The following is a 15545-nucleotide window of genomic DNA, read 5'->3' as shown; positions in this document are numbered from 1 at the left end:
GCGATCAGCTCTCGTCCTTCTGGGGCTCCGGTGCCGCCGGTGCGGCGGGTCGGGCCCGGAACATGTGGAGCATGCGGTCGGTGACGACGTAACCGCCGACGACGTTCATCGCGCCGAAGGCCACCGCCACGAAGGCCAGCAGGTAGCCGAGGGCGCTGTGCGCCTCGGCGGCGATCAGCGTCGCGCCGATCACGACGATGCCGTGGATGGCGTTCGCGCCGGACATCAGCGGGGTGTGCAGGGTCGCCGGGACCTTGCTGATGACCTCGAAGCCGACCAGGACGCTCAGCACGAAGACGGTCACCGCGGTGAGGAGGTCGAGGTTCATGACGGTCCTCCGGAGAGAGCGGGGTTGACGATCTGCCCGTTGTGGGTGATCACGACGCCGGCCTGGATCTCGTCGGCGAGGTCGATGGTCAGCGCGCCGTCCCGCACGAGGTGGGTCAGCAGGGCGCCGATGTTGCGGGCGTAGGCGGTGGAGGCGGCGGTGGCCATCGCCGAGGGCAGGTTCCCGGCGCCGATCACCGTCACCCCGCTGTACAGCACGGCGGTCTTGTCGGGCTTCGACAGCTCGACGTTGCCCCCGAGTTCGCTCGCCGCCATGTCGACGACCACCGATCCGGGCCGCATCCGTTCCAGGGCCTGCGCGGTCACCAGGAGCGGCGGCTTGCGGCCGGGCACCTGGGCGGTGGTGATCACGATGTCGGAGCGGGCGATGTGCGCGTCCAGCGCCTCCTGCTGCGCGAGCTGCTCACGCTCGGTCAGCTCCCGGGCGTACCCGCCCGTCCCGGCACCCGACGACACGGCCGACAGGTCCAGGAACCGGGCGCCGAGGGACTCCACCTCCCCTCTCGACGCGGGGCGCACGTCGTACGCGCTGACCACCGCGCCGAGGCGGCGGGCCGTGGCGATCGCCTGCAGCCCGGCCACCCCGGCGCCGAGGACGAGCACCGCGGCGGGCTTGGAGGTGCCCGCGGCGGTGGTCAGCATCGGCAGGAAGCGGTCGTAGGAGTCGGCCGCGAGCAGGACCGCCTTGTAGCCGGCGACGCTCGCCTGCGAGGTGAGGGCGTCCATGGACTGGGCGCGGCTGAGGGTGCGGGGCAGCAGGTCCAGGCTCACCGCGGTCACACCGTGTTCGGCCCAGTCGTGTACGCGGCCCGGGTGCCGCAGGGGGGCGAGCAGGCCGATGAGCGTCTGCCCGGAGCGCAGCGCGCCCGCGGTCTCCTCGTCCGGCGGACCGACGCACAGGACGGCGTCGGCGCGCCGGCACAGTTCCCCGGCGGACACGACGGACGCACCCGCCGCCGTGTAGTCGGCGTCGGCGAACCAGGCGCCCGCCCCCGCCCCGGCCTCGATGAGTACGTCGAGGCCGGCCTGACCGAGGCGGGTCACGGCCTCGGGGACGAGGGCGACGCGGCGTTCGCCGGGTGCCCGCTCCCGCACGGCCCCTACGGTGATGGTTCCCATGATCGACTGCCTTTCACTTTCCGCGAGGTTCCGCGCGTTTCCAGGAGGGTCCGCGCGTTTCCGCGAGCGTCAGAACTCGAAGACGAGCCGGGCTTCGGCCCGCCCGTCCAGGACTTCGTCGATGGCGTCGTTGACCTGGTCCAGGCGCCGCGCCTCGGCGACCACCCGGGTACGGCCGGCGGCGTGCAGTGCGAAGACCTCCGCGAGGTCCTGGCGGGTGCCGACGATGGAGCCGATGACGGAGATGCCGAACAGCACGGTTTCGAAGATCGGTACCTTGATGGCCGCGTCGTCGCCGGGGAGGGCCACGCACACCAGCCGGCCGCCCCGGTTGAGGGACCGGTACGCCTGCTCGAAGACCTTCGGCGAGGCGGCGAGGACGATGGCCACGTCGGCGCCGCCGACGGCCTTGATCTCCTCGACCGGGTCGTGAGTACGGGCGTTGACCAGGTGGTCGGCGCCGAGCTCGTGGGCCACCCCGAGCTTGTCCGGTTCGATGTCGACCGCGGTGACGAAGGCGCCGACCAGCCGCGCGTACTGCACCGCGAGGTGACCGAGGCCGCCGATGCCGAACACCGCGACCCGCTCGGCCGGCACCACGCGGGCGACTTTGACCGCCTTGTACGTGGTGACGCCCGCGCAGGTCAGCGGTGCCGCGTCCAGCGAGCTGACGCCGTCCGGGACCTCGACGACCGCGCCCGCGTCGGCGACGACGTACTCGCCGAAGCAACCATCCACCGAGTAGCCGGTGTTGACCTGGCTCTGGCACAGCGTCTCCCAGCCGGAGACGCAGTACCGGCAGTGCCCGCACGACGAACCCAGCCACGGGATGGCGACCCGCTTTCCGACCCGAGCGGCGTCGACGCCCTCGCCGACCCGCTCGACCGGGCCCACGCCCTCGTGACCGGGCACGAAGGGCGGGTTCGGCTTGACGGGCCAGTCGCCGTGCGCCGCGTGTATGTCGGTGTGGCACAACCCGGAGGCCTCCATACGGACCAGCACCTGGCCGGGGCCGGGCTCGGGGACGGGGAGTTCCTGGATTTCGAGCGGCTTGCCGAACTCGGTGACCACTGCTGCCTTCATGACGTGCTCCGTAGGTGTGAGGTGAGGGTTGGGTGCGACGACTCGCGCCGTGAAGTGCGTTCCGTCCCCGGCCGCCAGGGAGAAACCGCCCGGGGAACCGGGCCCGACGTCGAGGATCAGGCGGGGGCGGCCGAGGGCCTGGTACTGGTCGGCGTCGATGTAGAAGGGACAGGAGTCCACGACGGCGAGCAACATGTCGCCGTCGCCGACGGCCAGTTCACCGGCCCGGAAGCACATCGGGTCGCTCCCGTCGCAGCACCCGGCGGACTGGACGAACATCAACAGCCCCCCGGTGGCGGCGCGCAGGGACTCGATGGCCCTGCGTGCCGCCGCAGTGGCGACAACACGCCCGGCGTATCCGTTCTCAGGCATGCCAGGCACGTCCCTAGAACAGACCGAGCGGCTGGGTACCGTAGCTGACCAGCAGGTTCTTGGTCTGGCTGTAGTGGTCCAGCATCATCTTGTGGTTCTCGCGGCCGATGCCGGAGACCTTGTAGCCTCCGAACGCCGCGCCCGCCGGGTACTGGTGGTAGCAGTTCGTCCAGACCCGGCCCGCCTTGATCGCGCGGCCCATGCGGTACGCCCGGTCGCCGTCGCGGGTCCACACCCCGGCCCCGAGGCCGTACAGGGTGTCGTTGGCGATCTCCAGCGCCTCGGCCTCGTCCTTGAAGGTCGTGACCGCGAGCACGGGCCCGAAGATCTCCTCCTGGAAGACCCGCATCTTATTGTGGCCCTTGAGGACGGTCGGCTCGAAGAAGTAGCCGTCCGCGAAGTCGCCGCCGATCTCGGCGCGGTGGCCGCCGGCCAGGAGCTCGGCGCCCTCCTTCAGCCCGATCTCCACGTACGAGGCGATCTTCTCGACCTGCTGCCGGGAGACCTGCGGGCCGATCATGGTCGCGGTGTCGAGCGGGTCGCCCTGCTCGATGGCACGGATCCGCGCCAGGCAGCGGGCCATGAACTCCTCGTAGATGTCCTCCTGGATCAGCGCCCGGGACGGGCAGGTGCACACCTCACCCTTGTTGAACGCGTACAGCACCAGGCCCTCGACGGCCTTGTCCAGGAAACTGTCGTCGGTGGCCATGACGTCGGAGAAGAAGATGTTCGGCGACTTGCCGCCCAGCTCCAGCGTGGCCGGGATGATGTTCTGTGCCGCGTACTGCATGATCAGCCGGCCGGTGACGGTCTCGCCGGTGAAGGAGATCTTGGCGATGCGCTTGTTGGCGGCCAGCGCCTTGCCGATCTCCGCGCCGGGGCCGTTGACGACATTGATGACGCCCGGCGGCACGACGTCGCCGATGACTTCCATCAGCTTCAGGATCGACCACGGGGTGGGCGAGGCGGGCTTGATGACGGTGCAGTTGCCGGCCGCCAGCGCCGGGGCGATCTTCCACGCGGCCATCAGCAGCGGGAAGTTGAACGGGATGATCTGACCGACCACGCCCAGCGGCTCGCGGAAGTGGTACGCCACCGTCTCCCTGTCGATCTGGGTGATCGAGCCCTCCTCGGACCGCGCAGCCGCCGCGAAGTAACGGAAGTGGTCGGCGGCCAGCGGGATGTCGGCGGCCAGCGTCTCGCGGACCGGCTTGCCGTTCTCCCAGCTCTCGGTGACCGCGAGCATCTCGGCGTTGGCGTCGATGGCGTCGGCGATCGCGTTCAGCACCGCGGCGCGCTCGGCCGGGGAGGCCCCGCCCCACGCTTCCTTCGCGGAGTGGGCCGCGTCCAGGGCGAGTTCGATGTCCGCCGGCCCGGACTTGGGGACCTCACAGATCGGCCGGCCGGTGGCCGGGCTGACGTTCGTCGTGTACTCACCGGTGGTGGGAGCCTCCCACTTGCCGCCGATGAAGTTCTCGTAACGCGGCGAGACATGAACGGGGCTGCCCTCTGCGCCCGGAGCTGCGTACCTCATGGCCGTGCCTCATTTCTCTTCCGCTGCCCGTTGGCGGGACAAGTGGGGTGCTCACATCGTGTGTCCGCGCGGGCTCCGGCGTCCGGGGCCGAACGGCCCTGCGGAGGGGGCCGTTCCGTACCTACTTACGATCTCGGGCGCACCGGCGGGGCCGGGCGATGCGGGCAGGAGCGCAGGGCGTCCTGCGGGACGCGTTCCCCTACGAGCCCCCGGAAAGCCGGCAACGACGAAGGCCCGGAACTCCACAGAGATCCGGGCCGGAATCCGTCCGTGCGCAGGGGTTCGCGGTCTCAACACCGAGTGAGGCGTACCGTCCTGGCCGGTCTCACGGCTTGCCGATGTCCACCACCCATACACCCGTGCCGTCGTACGCCTCCGGGGTCGCCGTCAGTACCTGACCTTCGCCCTGGCCGGCCGCCGAGGCGTAAACCGCGTGCGCGTGCCGCCAGTCGACGCCCGCTACAGTCGCCTGTTCCACGGCTGCCGCACCCGCGAAGTCGAGAGGCAGGAACTCCAAGCCGGGAAGCGCGCCCGTGTGCGCCGCCGCACCAGGTAGTTCCTGGCTTGCCGCGAACAGGCACAACGCGGGGACATGCGCGCGCTGAAGCGGATCGTCGACCTCGACCACGGCCAGTCCGGACAGCAGGCGATGCCCCCTGCACAGGGCGACCACCGCCGTGTGATCCAGGATGATCAACGGCGCTCCCCCAAGCGACCCGCGGCGATTTCCGCTCGCCAGGCCTGAGCCTCGCGCACGTCCTCATCGGTCAGGTCCGGCCGCAGGTTCGCGCGGACGTACGCGATCGCTCGTGCCGTCCGCTCGGCCCGTTCGCCTTCGGTGGGAGTTGCCGCGACAACGCGTTCCACGTACGCACGAGTACTCAGACCGCGCTCTTCGGCCAGCGTGCGAAGGCGATCTCTTGTGCCTTCATCGATCTTGATCGTGGTGTCAGCCATAACCAGAGAATACCAATGAATACCGCTTCGGTGCCTGTGCTCGAAGAGTGGCCCTGCCGGCGCCCTACCAGAGCCTGGAGGCCCGGTCGCTGGCGTTTCTCGGCGGTCGACGCTCGCCAGCTTGGCAGGGCATCCCGTTTATCGGCGATAAGACATCAGGGGGCCGGGCGGTCCATGGCGGGGATGACCCCGCGGAACATCCGAGGCGGGCTCCAGATGCGCCCAGCGGCTCAGTGAAGCGACGAGGCCGGCGCCGTCCCCCTCGGCAGGCTATCGCGGCACCTGATGCCCATCGCGCCCGGTCGCGGCCTCCCGCCCCACCGTGCTCTCCCGGATGACGAGCCGATGGGGTGCCCGGATCTCCCGCCCCGGTACGGGAGTTGAGCTGGTGATCCGGATGAGCAGCCGCTCCACCGCCGTTTCGGCGATCAGCTTCTTGTCCGGCGAGATCGTCGTGACGGACGGGTTGGCGTACCGGCCGTCCTCGATGTCGTCGTAGCCGACGACGGCGACGTCCTCGGGGACGCGCAGGCCGCGGGAGGCCAGGGTGCGCAGGGCGCCCAGGGCGACCAGGTCGCTGTAGCAGAAGACCGCGTCCGGGGGCTCCGCCAGATCGAGCAGGTGGGCCATGGCGGCGGCGCCGTCGGAGCGGTTGAAGCGTGGCGTGGAGACGACGAGCTCCTCGTGCACGGGGAGCCCGGCGCGCTCGTGGGCCAGTCGGAAGCCCCGCGTGCGCAGCTGGGCCGCCTCGCCGGTGCGGTACGGCTGGTCGCCGATCGCCGCTATACGGCGTCGGCCGAGACCGATCAGGTGTTCGGTGGCCTCCCGGGACGCGCTGACGTCGTCGATGCCGATGTGGTCGAAGCCGCCGTCGCTGACCCGCTCGCCGAGCACGACCAAGGGCAGGCTGGGGTCGCGGCCGGCCAGGTCCGCCTGGGCCAGGCCCAGCGGGCTGAAGATGACCCCGTCGAAGAGCAGTCGTTCGGAGCCGCGGGAGAGGAACAGCTTCTCGTGCTCGGCGTCGCCGTCGGTCTGGTCGATCAGGACGTTGTACCCCTGGATCCGGGCGGCGCGGATGATGCCCTGCAGCAGTTCGGAGAAGTACGGCGTGTCCAGGTACGGCACGACCACCGCGATCTGCCCGGAGCGTCCGGCGGCGAGGTTGCGGGCGAGCACGTTGGGCCGGTAGCCGAGCTCGTCCACCGCCTGCTGCACCCGGGCGCGGGTGGCCTCGGCGACCGGTGCGTAGCCGTTGACGACGTTGGACACGGTACGGCTGGAGACGCCGGCACGTTCCGCCACGTCGCGAAGTGTTACGCCTCTTCCCATGGCTCACCTTTTGTCTGATCTGTCGGGATCTGCTGGGTTCCGGTTGTTGAAGCTTTTTTTGAAGTTTCCATGAAGTTACCTATTGCAGCGCAGCAACTTCCTGGTTAACACTTCTGCAGCGCTGCAAAAGCGTAGCAGAGCCGATCCGGCTGCGTGATCATGCAGCACCCCTCTCCGCGACCGAGGCAAACCCCCGGCGCGGCGCACGTCCCCTCATCGCAGGGTCATTGGCCGACCGGTGACAGGAACGCCGCCTGTCTCCGGCCCAACACCCGGACCACGTCCGGCATTTCGAACACGACCGTCTTCGAACACAACTGCTCTCCGTCGCACCAGCGGTGCCTGGCCGAACCGCCGGTCCAGCACACCCTCGTACCGCTTCCCCTCGCGCCTCGTACCGCTGCTCCGCACGCCTCGTACCGCTTCTCCCCACTCCCTCGCTCCCCAGTACCTCACCAGGAGAACGCCCATGTCTGCCAGCAGAAAGCTCCCTTCCGTCCGCCGGGTCGCCACCGCGGTGGTGTCCGCCGCCGTCGCGACGACGCTCCTCGCCGCCTGCGGTGGTGGCAGTGGCGGCGGCAGCGGTTCGGGTGCTGCCGGGAACGGCCCCGTGCACATCAAGGTGTGGGCGTGGTACCCCCAGTTCAAGCAGGTCGTGGCCCAGTTCAACAAGACGCACAAGGACGTCCAGGTCGACTGGGTGCAGGCCGGCGTCGGCCAGGACGAGTACACCAAGCTGAAGACGGCGCTCAAGGCCGGGCAGGGCGCACCCGACGTCGTGATGCTGGAGTTCCAGGAGCTGCCGACCATCCAGCTCACCAAGGGCCTGCTCGACATGAGCAAGTACGGCGCGAACGACGACAAGGGCGACTACGTGGACTGGGCCTGGAAGCAGGTCTCCGACGGTGACCACGTCTACGCGATCCCGGTCGACGCCGGCCCCATGGCGATGCTCTACCGGGCGGACATCTTCAAGAAGTACGGCCTGAAGATCCCGACCACCTGGGCCGAGTACAAGGACGAGGCCGCCAAGCTGCACAAGGCGAACCCGAACGCGTACATGACCGACTTCGGCAGCGACGAGACGGCCGCGGGCTGGCTCCAGGGCCTGCAGTGGCAGGCCGGCGCCCGCCCCTACGACTACTCGGCGAGCAAGCTGCCCGACATCGGCGTCAAGCTGAACGACGCCGGTGCCAAGCAGGTGTACGACTACTGGGGCGACCTGGTGAAGAACAAGCTCGTCGACACCGCGTCGTACGCGACCACCGACTTCTACAACGGGCTCAGCACCGGCAAGTACGCCACCTACCTGGCCGCCGGCTGGGGCCCCGGCTATCTCTCCAGCGTGGCGAAGAAGACCGCGGGCAAGTGGCGCGCGGCCCCGCTGCCGCAGTGGACGGCCGGTGGCAGCGCCCAGGGCGACTGGGGCGGTTCGGCCTTCTCGGTGACCAGCAAGACCCAGCACCCCAAGGAGGCCACCGAGGTCGCCCGGGAGCTGTTCGGCACCTCGCAGGAGGCCTGGAAGATCGGCATCGACCAGGCCTACCTGTTCCCGACCGTCAACCCGGTCCTCAACGGCGCGTACTTCCAGGACAAGAAGTACGCCTTCTTCGGTGGCCAGCAGGTCAACAAGGTCTTCGTGCCCGCCGCCAACGGCATCGGGACCTTCGACTGGAGCCCGTTCCAGGACTTCGCCTACAACACCCAGACCACCGAGGTGGGCAAGGCCATCCAGGGCCAGACCCCGTGGTCGTCCGTCGCCGACAACGTCCAGCAGCAGGTGACCTCCTACGCGTCCAAGCAGGGCTTCAAGGTCAGCAAGTAGCCCGCTCGCGGCAGCCGCAGTACTCGCGGCAGCCGCAGTACTCGCGGCAGCTGAAGTGCCCGAGGCAGTCGCAGTGCCCGAAGCAGTCGCAGTACCCCGCGGCAGCCGCAGTACCCGCTTGTACCGCCCCCGCCGACGCGATCCGTCCGTGCCAGTCGTCGGCGGGGGCATCCAGACCCGCTAGGAGATGTTGATGAGCCTGCTCAGGCAGGGATCCGCCGCGGCCGCCGCGGCCGCGCCCCCTGACACACCGGTCCGCAGGGGCCGTGGCACCGTGACGGCCGGCGGGAGTGCCGGACCGCGTACCGGACGGCTGTCCTCCCGCGCCCGGCACCAGCTGATGGGCCTGTTCCTGGTCACCCCGTTCACCCTGCTGTTCCTCGCCTTCCTGGTGGCCCCGCTCGGCTACGCCTTCTGGCTGAGCCTGCGCACCTCCACCCTGGTCGGCGGCGACCACTTCAGCTGGTTCGCCAACTACCAGCAGGCGTTCACCGACCACCAGTTCCTGTCCGGCCTGGCACGGGTGGCGCTCTTCGGCGTCGTACAGATCCCCCTCATGCTGGGGCTCGCGCTGGTCGGAGCCCTGCTCATCGACGAGGTCACCAGCCGCCTCGCCAAGGTCTTCCGGATGACCCTGTTCATGCCGTACGCCGTGCCCGCGGTGATCGGCGCCCTGATGTGGGGCTTCCTGTACAGCCCGACCTTCGGCCCCGTCCAGTCGCTCACCCACGCGCTGGGCCTGGGCTCGGTCAACCTGCTCTCCCACAGCCTGATGCTGACCTCGCTGGGCAACATCGTGACCTGGCAGTGGACCGGCTACAACATGATCGTCCTGTACGCGGCCCTGCAGGGCCTGCCCCGCGAGGTCTACGAGGCGGCGAAGCTCGACGGAGCCGGTCCGGTGCAGACGGCCCTGCGCATCAAGATCCCGATGGTGTCCTCGGCGCTGGTGCTCACGCTGATGTTCACCATCATCGGCACGCTCCAGTTCTTCACCGAGCCGCGGGTCCTCAGGCCCATCGCTTCCTCGGTGATCACCCCGGACTACACGCCGAACCTCTACGCCTACAACCTCGCCTTCCAGTACTCCGAGTTCAACTACTCCGCCGCGATCTCCTTCGCCCTGGGCGCGGTGGTCTTCGTCGGCTCCTACCTGTTCCTGTTCGCCGCGCGCCGAAGGAGCGGACTGAAGTGACGACCGCCGTAGCCACCCCAGCCGTCCCCGCCACCCACCACGCGCGCCGCAAGCCGCGCGTCTCCAAGGGGCGCGTCACCGTCAACGTGGTGATGGTGGCGATGATCCTCTACTTCCTGATGCCGTTCTGGTGGCTGCTCGTCGCCGCCACCAAGAACAACGACGCGCTGTTCTCCACCGCGGCCCTGTGGTTCCACTCGCCGGGCTCCATCGTGGACAACCTCCGGCAGCTGTTCACGTACAACGACGGCGAGTACCTGCGCTGGATGGGCAACACCGTCGTCTACGCCGGTGTCAGCGGCGTCGGCGCCACCGCGGTGGCCACTTTCGCGGGCTACGCCTTCGCCAAGTACCGCTTCCCCGGCCGGAACCTGCTGTTCTCCAGCCTGCTCGGCGCGATCATGGTCCCCGCGACCGCGCTGGCCATCCCCACCTATCTGCTGCTGAGCAAGGTGGCCCTGACGGACACCATGTGGGCGGTCATCCTGCCCTCGCTGCTCAACCCGTTCGGTGTGTACCTGGTGCGGGTGTACGTCCAGGACTCCCTGCCGGACGAACTGCTGGAGGCGGCCCGCGTCGACGGGGCCGGCGAGCTGCGCGTGCTGTTCAACGTCGCGCTGCCCACGCTGAAACCCGCGCTGGTGACGGTGCTGCTGTTCTCCATGGTCGGCACCTGGAACAACTTCTTCCTGCCGCTGGTGATGCTCAACAACGACAAGCTGTTCCCGCTCACCGTCGGCCTGCAGTCCTGGTACGCCGGCGCGATGGTGCAGAGTGGCGCCAACGCGCTGTTCACGCTGGTCGTCGTGGGCTCGCTGGTGGCGATCCTGCCGCTGATCCTCGCCTTCCTCCTGCTCCAGCGGTACTGGCGCGGCGGGTTGACCGTCGGCAGCCTCAAGTGAGGACGCTCAGGTGACACCGCTCAAGTGACGTCGGCGCGCCCGGACTTACTCCCGCGCGTTCCTCTCCTTTGCTCCCCTCCTTCTTTCCTCCCCTCCTCCCTCTTTTGCCTTTCCTGCCTTTCCTGCCTCTCCTCCCGCGCCGGCCGCCGCCCCGCGGTCCTCCCCGCGCGCCTTCTCCCGTTCTCCCGGAGCGATTCATGCTGCACGCCTCCCTGACCGTCGACCCCGCTTTCCGGGTCGCCGACGTCAGCCCCCGCACCTTCGGCTCGTTCGTCGAGCACATGGGCCGATGCGTCTACACCGGCATCTACGAGCCCGGCCACCCGTACGCCGACGAGGACGGCCTGCGCCGCGACGTACTGGACCTGGTCCGCGAGCTGGGAGTGACCACCGTCCGCTACCCGGGCGGCAACTTCGTCTCCGGCTTCCGCTGGGAGGACAGCGTCGGACCGGTGGCCGAGCGCCCCACCCGTCTCGACCTCGCCTGGCACAGCACCGAGACCAACGCCTTCGGCCTGCACGAGTTCCACTCCTGGGCCGCCAAGGCCGGCGTCGAGCCGATGATGGCCCTCAACCTCGGCACCCGCGGTGTCCAGGAGGCCCTGGACCTGCTGGAGTACTGCAACCACCCCGGCGGAACCGCCTGGTCCGACCAGCGGATCAAGAACGGCGCCCGGGACCCCTTCGGTATCGGGATGTGGTGCCTGGGCAACGAGATGGACGGCCCCTGGCAGACCGGCCACAAGACCGCCGCGGAGTACGGCCGCCTGGCCGCCGAGACCGGCCGGGCCCTGCGCATGGTCGACCCCGGCCTGGAACTGGTGGCCTGCGGCAGCTCCAGCTCCTCCATGCCGACCTTCGGCGCCTGGGAGGCCACCGTCCTGGAAGAGGCGTACGACCAGGTCGACTACATCTCCTGCCACGCCTACTACGAGGAAGTCGACGGCGACCTGGGCAGTTTCCTCGCGTCGGCCGTCGACATGGACAGGTTCGTGGAGTCGGTGGTCGCCACCGCCGACCACATCCGGGCCAAGCAGCGCAAGAAGAAGCGGATCAACCTGTCCTTCGACGAGTGGAACGTCTGGTACCAGTCCCGCTTCGAGGGGCAGGACAAGCCTGCCGACTGGGCCGTCGCCCCGCGCGTCATCGAGGACGAGTACAACGTCGCGGACGCCGTCGTCGTAGGCGGGCTGCTGATCAGCCTGCTGCGCAACAGTGACCGCGTCACCGCCGCCTGCCTCGCCCAGCTCGTCAACGTCATCGCGCCCATCCGCAGCGAGGCCGGCGGCCCCAGCTGGCGCCAGACCACCTTCCACCCCTTCGCCCAGGCCGCCCGCCATGCCCGCGGCACCGTCCTCAGGGTGGAGCCGGTCACGCCGGTGTACGACACGGCCCGCTTCGGCGAGGTACCCGTCGTCGACGCCGTCGCCACGCACGTCGCCGGGGGAGAGGGGGCCGACGAGCTGACCGTGTTCGCCGTCAACCGGCACCAGGGTGAGTCCGTCGAACTCGCCCTGGATCTGAGGGCGTTCCCTGGATACGCCGTGGTGGAGCACTCGGTGCTCAGCGACCCGGACCTCAGCGCCACCAACACCCAGCAGGACCCCGACCGGGTCAGCCCACGCGCCATCGACACCGCGCCGGTCGTCGACGGCCGTCTCGCCGTACACCTTCAGCCCGTCTCCTGGAACGTCATCCGGCTGCGCCGCGCCGTCTGACCCCCGTGACACCGTCGCTCCCGCACCGGGCCGGTTCCGGGAGCGGCGGCTGCCCAGCACCACCTCCCCCCTGACAGTTATGGGAGCCGCACATGTCCACCACCACGGAAGGCGCCAGACTCCGCGCCGTTCCCCGCACCTACGCAGTGACGTTTCTCCTGGCCCTTCTCGCAGCAGCCGTCGCGCTCGTCCTCCCCGCCTCGGGCCAGGCGCACGCTGTCGCCCGCGCCTCACAGACGATGTACACCCCGCCGTCGGGCGCGCCGTCCCCGGGCTCGCTCTACCCGCGAGCGGTGCGCCTGCAGTACAGCGGTTCCTCCGACGGCACCCTGCTCTCCACGTTCGAGCAGTACAGCTCGGGCACCCCTGTCTTCCCGGTCTACCGCAGCACCGACAACGGCAACAGCTGGACGCAGATCTCCAGCATCAGCGACACCCACAACGGCTTCGGCATGCGCTACCAGCCGTTCCTCTACGAACTGCCCACGCAGGTCGGCAGCTTCCCGGCCGGTACGATCCTCGCCGCCGGCAACTCCATCCCCAGCGACCTGTCGACGACCGAACTCGACCTGTACGCCAGCACCGACCACGGCGCCACCTGGTCGTACGTCAGCTCCATCGCCCAAGGCGGCAAGGCCGACCCCAGCAACGGCCAGACCCCGGTGTGGGAGCCGTTCCTGATGGTGTCCGGCAACAAGCTGATCGTCTACTACTCCGACCAGCGCGACCCGAACCACGGCCAGAAGATCGTCCACCAGGTCTCCACGGACGGCCTGACCTGGGGTTCCGTCGTCGACGACGTGGCCACGTCGACGTACGGCGACCGCCCGGGCATGCCCGTCGTCGCCAAGCTCCCCAACGGCACCTACGTGATGACGTACGAGTTCTGGGGCGCCCCCGAAGGCGGCTTCGCCGTCTACTACAAGACGTCCTCCGACCCGGAGGCCTTCGGTTCCGCCACCGGCATCCCGCTGAAGGCGACCGACGGCACCCAGCCCAAGAGCTCCCCGTACATCACCTGGCTGCCCACCGGCGGCGCCAACGGCACCCTCGTGGTCAGCGCCAACAGCAGCGACGACCTGTTCCTGAACACCCAGAACGGCGCGGCGAACACCTGGACGCGGATCGCCTCCACCGTCCCCGGCGGCTACAGCCGCGGCCTGCTCCCGCTGGCGGACGGCCACAGCCTGCTGGTCCTCAGCGGCGGCCACCTCACCAGCACCGGCCTCAACCCCGTCACGTACGGCACCATCGACCTGGGCGGCGGCATCTCGGACGGCGCCACCTACACCGCGTCGAACGCCAACAGCCACCTGATGCTGAGCATCGCGGGCGGCTCCACCACCAACGGGGTCAACGCCACCCAGCAGAACGCCGACAACGCGAGCGACCAGAAGTGGAAGTTCGTCCAGCAGACGTCCGGCTACTTCAAGATCTTCAACGTGGCCAGCGGCAAGGTCCTGGGCGTGCAGAACCAGTCCACCGCCAACGGCGCCAAGGTCCTCCAGTGGGACGACAACGGCACCCTCGACCACGAGTGGGCCGTCGCCCCGGACCCGGCGGGCGGCTTCACCGCGATCAACAGGATCAGCAGCAAGTACCTGGAGATCCCCAGCGCCTCCACCACCGTCGGCACGGCCGCCGGACAGTGGGCCGCGACCGGCTGCGCCTGCCAGCGCTGGAACCTCACCCAGACCGCCCTGCCGAACCTGTCCACCGGCCAGTACGTCCTGGTCAACAAGAACAGCGGCCGGTACCTGGAGATCCCCGGCGCCTCCACCACCGTGGGCAAGCAGGCGGGCCAGTGGCAGAACACCGCCAACGACTGCCAGTGGTGGACCTTCCAGGCGCAGAGCGGCGGCTCGTGGACCGTGAAGAACGTCAACAGCGGTCTGAACCTCGACATCAGCAACGGCTCGACCTCGTCCGGCGCGGCCGTCGTCCAGAACACGGCCTCGACCGCCGGATCCCAGAAGTGGACGCTGACGGACGCGGGCGGCGGCTACTACAAGCTCGTCGACACCGGCAGCGGACTGGTGGCGGACGTCGCCTCCGCCTCCACCGCCAACGGAGCGCTGATCGTTCAGTCGGCGGACAACGGTGCCGATGACGAACTCTGGCAGGTGGTCCGGGTCAACTGACCCACCCCGCCCCGACCATCCCCTGACGCCGCGGGCCCGGGTCGTCTCCCGGGCCCGCCGGCACAGCCCTGTCCACAGCCCCACAGAAAGACGCCGACCGTGACTGAAGCACAGGACGAACGGAACAACGCCGAAACGTACGTCGTCGGCGTCGACTTCGGCACCCTGTCGGGCCGGGCCGTGGTGGTCCGCGTCCGTGACGGCGCCGAACTGGCGGCGGCCGAGCACCCCTACACGCACGCCGTCCTCGACCGCGAACTCCCGGGCGGCACCCGGCTGCCGCCCGACTGGGCCCTGCAGGTCCCCTCGGACTACATCGACGTCCTGCGCACCGCCGTACCCGAGGCGGTGGCCCGGTCCGGTGTACGCCCGGACCAGGTCATCGCCATCGGCACCGACTTCACCGCCTGTACGGTCCTGCCGGCCCTCGACGACGGCACACCGCTGTGCGAACTGCCCGGCCTCATCGACCGCCCGCACGCCTACCCCAAACTGTGGCGCCACCACGCCGCCCAGGCACAGGCCGACCGCATCACGGCCCTGGCCGAGGAACGGAAGGAGAACTGGCTGGCACGCTACGGCGGCCGGATCTCCTCGGAGTGGGAGTTCGCCAAGGCGCTTCAGGTGCTGGAGGAGGACCCGGAGGTCTATCGCCGCACCGAGCGCTGGTTGGAGGCCGCGGACTGGATCGTGTGGCGCCTGTGCGGTACGTACGTCCGCAACGCCTGCACCGCCGGATACAAGGGCCAGTTGCAGGACGGCGCCTACCCGTCCCCCGAATACCTGGCGGCACTGAATCCCGCCTTCGCGGACTTCGTGACCGCCAAGCTGGAGCAGCCGATCGCCCAACTGGGCGAGGCGGCTGGCACGTTGACGGCCGAGGCCGCCGCCTGGACGGGCCTGCCGGAGGGCGTCACGGTCTGCGTCGGCAACGTCGACGCGCATGTGACGGCGCCCGCGGCGAAGGCGGTGGAGCCCGGCCGGATGGTGGCCATCATGGGCACCTCCACCTGTCATGTGAT

Annotated in this window: 13 protein-coding genes and 1 pseudogene; 6 read left to right on the top strand and 8 right to left on the bottom strand. The window is 69.5% G+C overall.

All coding sequences use genetic code 11. The features are described from left to right. Positions 1-4: 4 nt before the first annotated feature. The 8 genes and pseudogenes from ACIBK3_RS45380 to ACIBK3_RS45345 all read right to left on the bottom strand — a co-directional run bounded on the left by ACIBK3_RS45380 (position 5) and on the right by ACIBK3_RS45345 (position 6742). Entirely contained in the window at positions 5-328 is a 324-nt protein-coding gene (locus tag ACIBK3_RS45380; RefSeq protein WP_399374445.1) for an NAD(P) transhydrogenase subunit alpha, read from the bottom strand. Further along, the gene (locus tag ACIBK3_RS45375) at positions 325-1467 is read right to left on the bottom strand and encodes an NAD(P) transhydrogenase subunit alpha (RefSeq protein ID WP_399374443.1); all 1143 of its coding nucleotides are present in this window, start codon (positions 1465-1467) and stop codon (positions 325-327) included. Before ACIBK3_RS45375 ends, ACIBK3_RS45380 begins: the two co-directional genes overlap by 4 nt. Positions 1468-1536: 69 nt before the next feature. Continuing rightward, positions 1537-2550 carry a zinc-dependent alcohol dehydrogenase gene (locus ACIBK3_RS45370; protein WP_399374466.1) on the bottom strand — a complete coding sequence of 338 codons (1014 nt, stop codon included), beginning with the start codon at positions 2548-2550 and terminating at the stop codon, positions 1537-1539. A 54-nt stretch (positions 2551-2604) separates the two neighbouring features. Then, positions 2605-2922, bottom strand: a pseudogene (locus ACIBK3_RS45365) (DUF779 domain-containing protein); the annotation flags it as partial. 13 nt (positions 2923-2935) lie between these two features. Next, the gene (locus ACIBK3_RS45360; protein WP_399374442.1) at positions 2936-4456 is read right to left on the bottom strand and encodes an aldehyde dehydrogenase family protein; all 1521 of its coding nucleotides are present in this window, start codon (positions 4454-4456) and stop codon (positions 2936-2938) included. A gap of 325 nt (positions 4457-4781) precedes the next feature. Further along, a complete protein-coding gene (locus ACIBK3_RS45355; protein ID WP_399374441.1) occupies positions 4782-5153 on the bottom strand; it encodes a hypothetical protein in 372 nt (123 codons plus the stop codon). Further along, on the bottom strand, positions 5150-5413 hold the full coding sequence (locus ACIBK3_RS45350; protein ID WP_399374439.1) for a hypothetical protein: 264 nt from the start codon (positions 5411-5413) through the stop codon (positions 5150-5152). The genes ACIBK3_RS45355 and ACIBK3_RS45350 overlap by 4 nt, the downstream gene beginning before the upstream one ends. Positions 5414-5683: 270 nt before the next feature. Further along, positions 5684-6742, bottom strand: coding sequence for a LacI family DNA-binding transcriptional regulator (locus tag ACIBK3_RS45345; RefSeq protein ID WP_399374438.1), 1059 nt, complete (start codon positions 6740-6742; stop codon positions 5684-5686). 469 nt (positions 6743-7211) lie between these two features. Between ACIBK3_RS45345 and ACIBK3_RS45340 the strand changes: the two genes are divergently transcribed. The 6 genes from ACIBK3_RS45340 to ACIBK3_RS45315 form a co-directional block, all read left to right on the top strand. Beyond that, positions 7212-8567 (top strand): ABC transporter substrate-binding protein, encoded by a 1356-nt coding sequence (locus ACIBK3_RS45340; RefSeq protein WP_399374436.1) that lies wholly within the window; start codon positions 7212-7214, stop codon positions 8565-8567. 193 nt (positions 8568-8760) lie between these two features. Next, entirely contained in the window at positions 8761-9762 is a 1002-nt protein-coding gene (locus tag ACIBK3_RS45335) for a carbohydrate ABC transporter permease (RefSeq protein ID WP_399374435.1), read from the top strand. Then, positions 9759-10664 (top strand): carbohydrate ABC transporter permease, encoded by a 906-nt coding sequence (locus ACIBK3_RS45330; protein ID WP_399374433.1) that lies wholly within the window; start codon positions 9759-9761, stop codon positions 10662-10664. Before ACIBK3_RS45335 ends, ACIBK3_RS45330 begins: the two co-directional genes overlap by 4 nt. A 197-nt stretch (positions 10665-10861) precedes the next feature. Then, entirely contained in the window at positions 10862-12382 is a 1521-nt protein-coding gene (locus tag ACIBK3_RS45325; RefSeq protein ID WP_399374431.1) for an alpha-N-arabinofuranosidase, read from the top strand. A 92-nt stretch (positions 12383-12474) separates the two neighbouring features. Then, the gene (locus ACIBK3_RS45320; RefSeq protein ID WP_399374429.1) at positions 12475-14523 is read left to right on the top strand and encodes an RICIN domain-containing protein; all 2049 of its coding nucleotides are present in this window, start codon (positions 12475-12477) and stop codon (positions 14521-14523) included. 99 nt (positions 14524-14622) lie between these two features. Further along, a partial coding sequence (locus ACIBK3_RS45315; protein WP_399374428.1) for an FGGY family carbohydrate kinase occupies positions 14623-15545 on the top strand: 923 nt, incomplete at its 3' end.

It is taken from the genome of Streptomyces sp. NPDC050287 (genome assembly GCF_044459385.1).
Classification (GTDB): Bacteria; Actinomycetota; Actinomycetes; order Streptomycetales; family Streptomycetaceae; genus Streptomyces.
This window is presented reverse-complemented; position numbering and strand designations above follow the sequence as displayed.

Coding starts and splice junctions, on each gene's coding strand:
- ACIBK3_RS45380 (WP_399374445.1), bottom strand. CDS start 328: ATGAACCTCGACCTCCTCACCGCGGTGACCGTCTTCGTGCTGAGCGTC.
- ACIBK3_RS45375 (WP_399374443.1), bottom strand. CDS start 1,467: ATGGGAACCATCACCGTAGGGGCCGTGCGGGAGCGGGCACCCGGCGAA.
- ACIBK3_RS45370 (WP_399374466.1), bottom strand. CDS start 2,550: ATGAAGGCAGCAGTGGTCACCGAGTTCGGCAAGCCGCTCGAAATCCAG.
- ACIBK3_RS45360 (WP_399374442.1), bottom strand. CDS start 4,456: ATGAGGTACGCAGCTCCGGGCGCAGAGGGCAGCCCCGTTCATGTCTCG.
- ACIBK3_RS45350 (WP_399374439.1), bottom strand. CDS start 5,413: ATGGCTGACACCACGATCAAGATCGATGAAGGCACAAGAGATCGCCTT.
- ACIBK3_RS45345 (WP_399374438.1), bottom strand. CDS start 6,742: ATGGGAAGAGGCGTAACACTTCGCGACGTGGCGGAACGTGCCGGCGTC.
- ACIBK3_RS45340 (WP_399374436.1), top strand. CDS start 7,212: ATGTCTGCCAGCAGAAAGCTCCCTTCCGTCCGCCGGGTCGCCACCGCG.
- ACIBK3_RS45335 (WP_399374435.1), top strand. CDS start 8,761: ATGAGCCTGCTCAGGCAGGGATCCGCCGCGGCCGCCGCGGCCGCGCCC.
- ACIBK3_RS45325 (WP_399374431.1), top strand. CDS start 10,862: ATGCTGCACGCCTCCCTGACCGTCGACCCCGCTTTCCGGGTCGCCGAC.
- ACIBK3_RS45320 (WP_399374429.1), top strand. CDS start 12,475: ATGTCCACCACCACGGAAGGCGCCAGACTCCGCGCCGTTCCCCGCACC.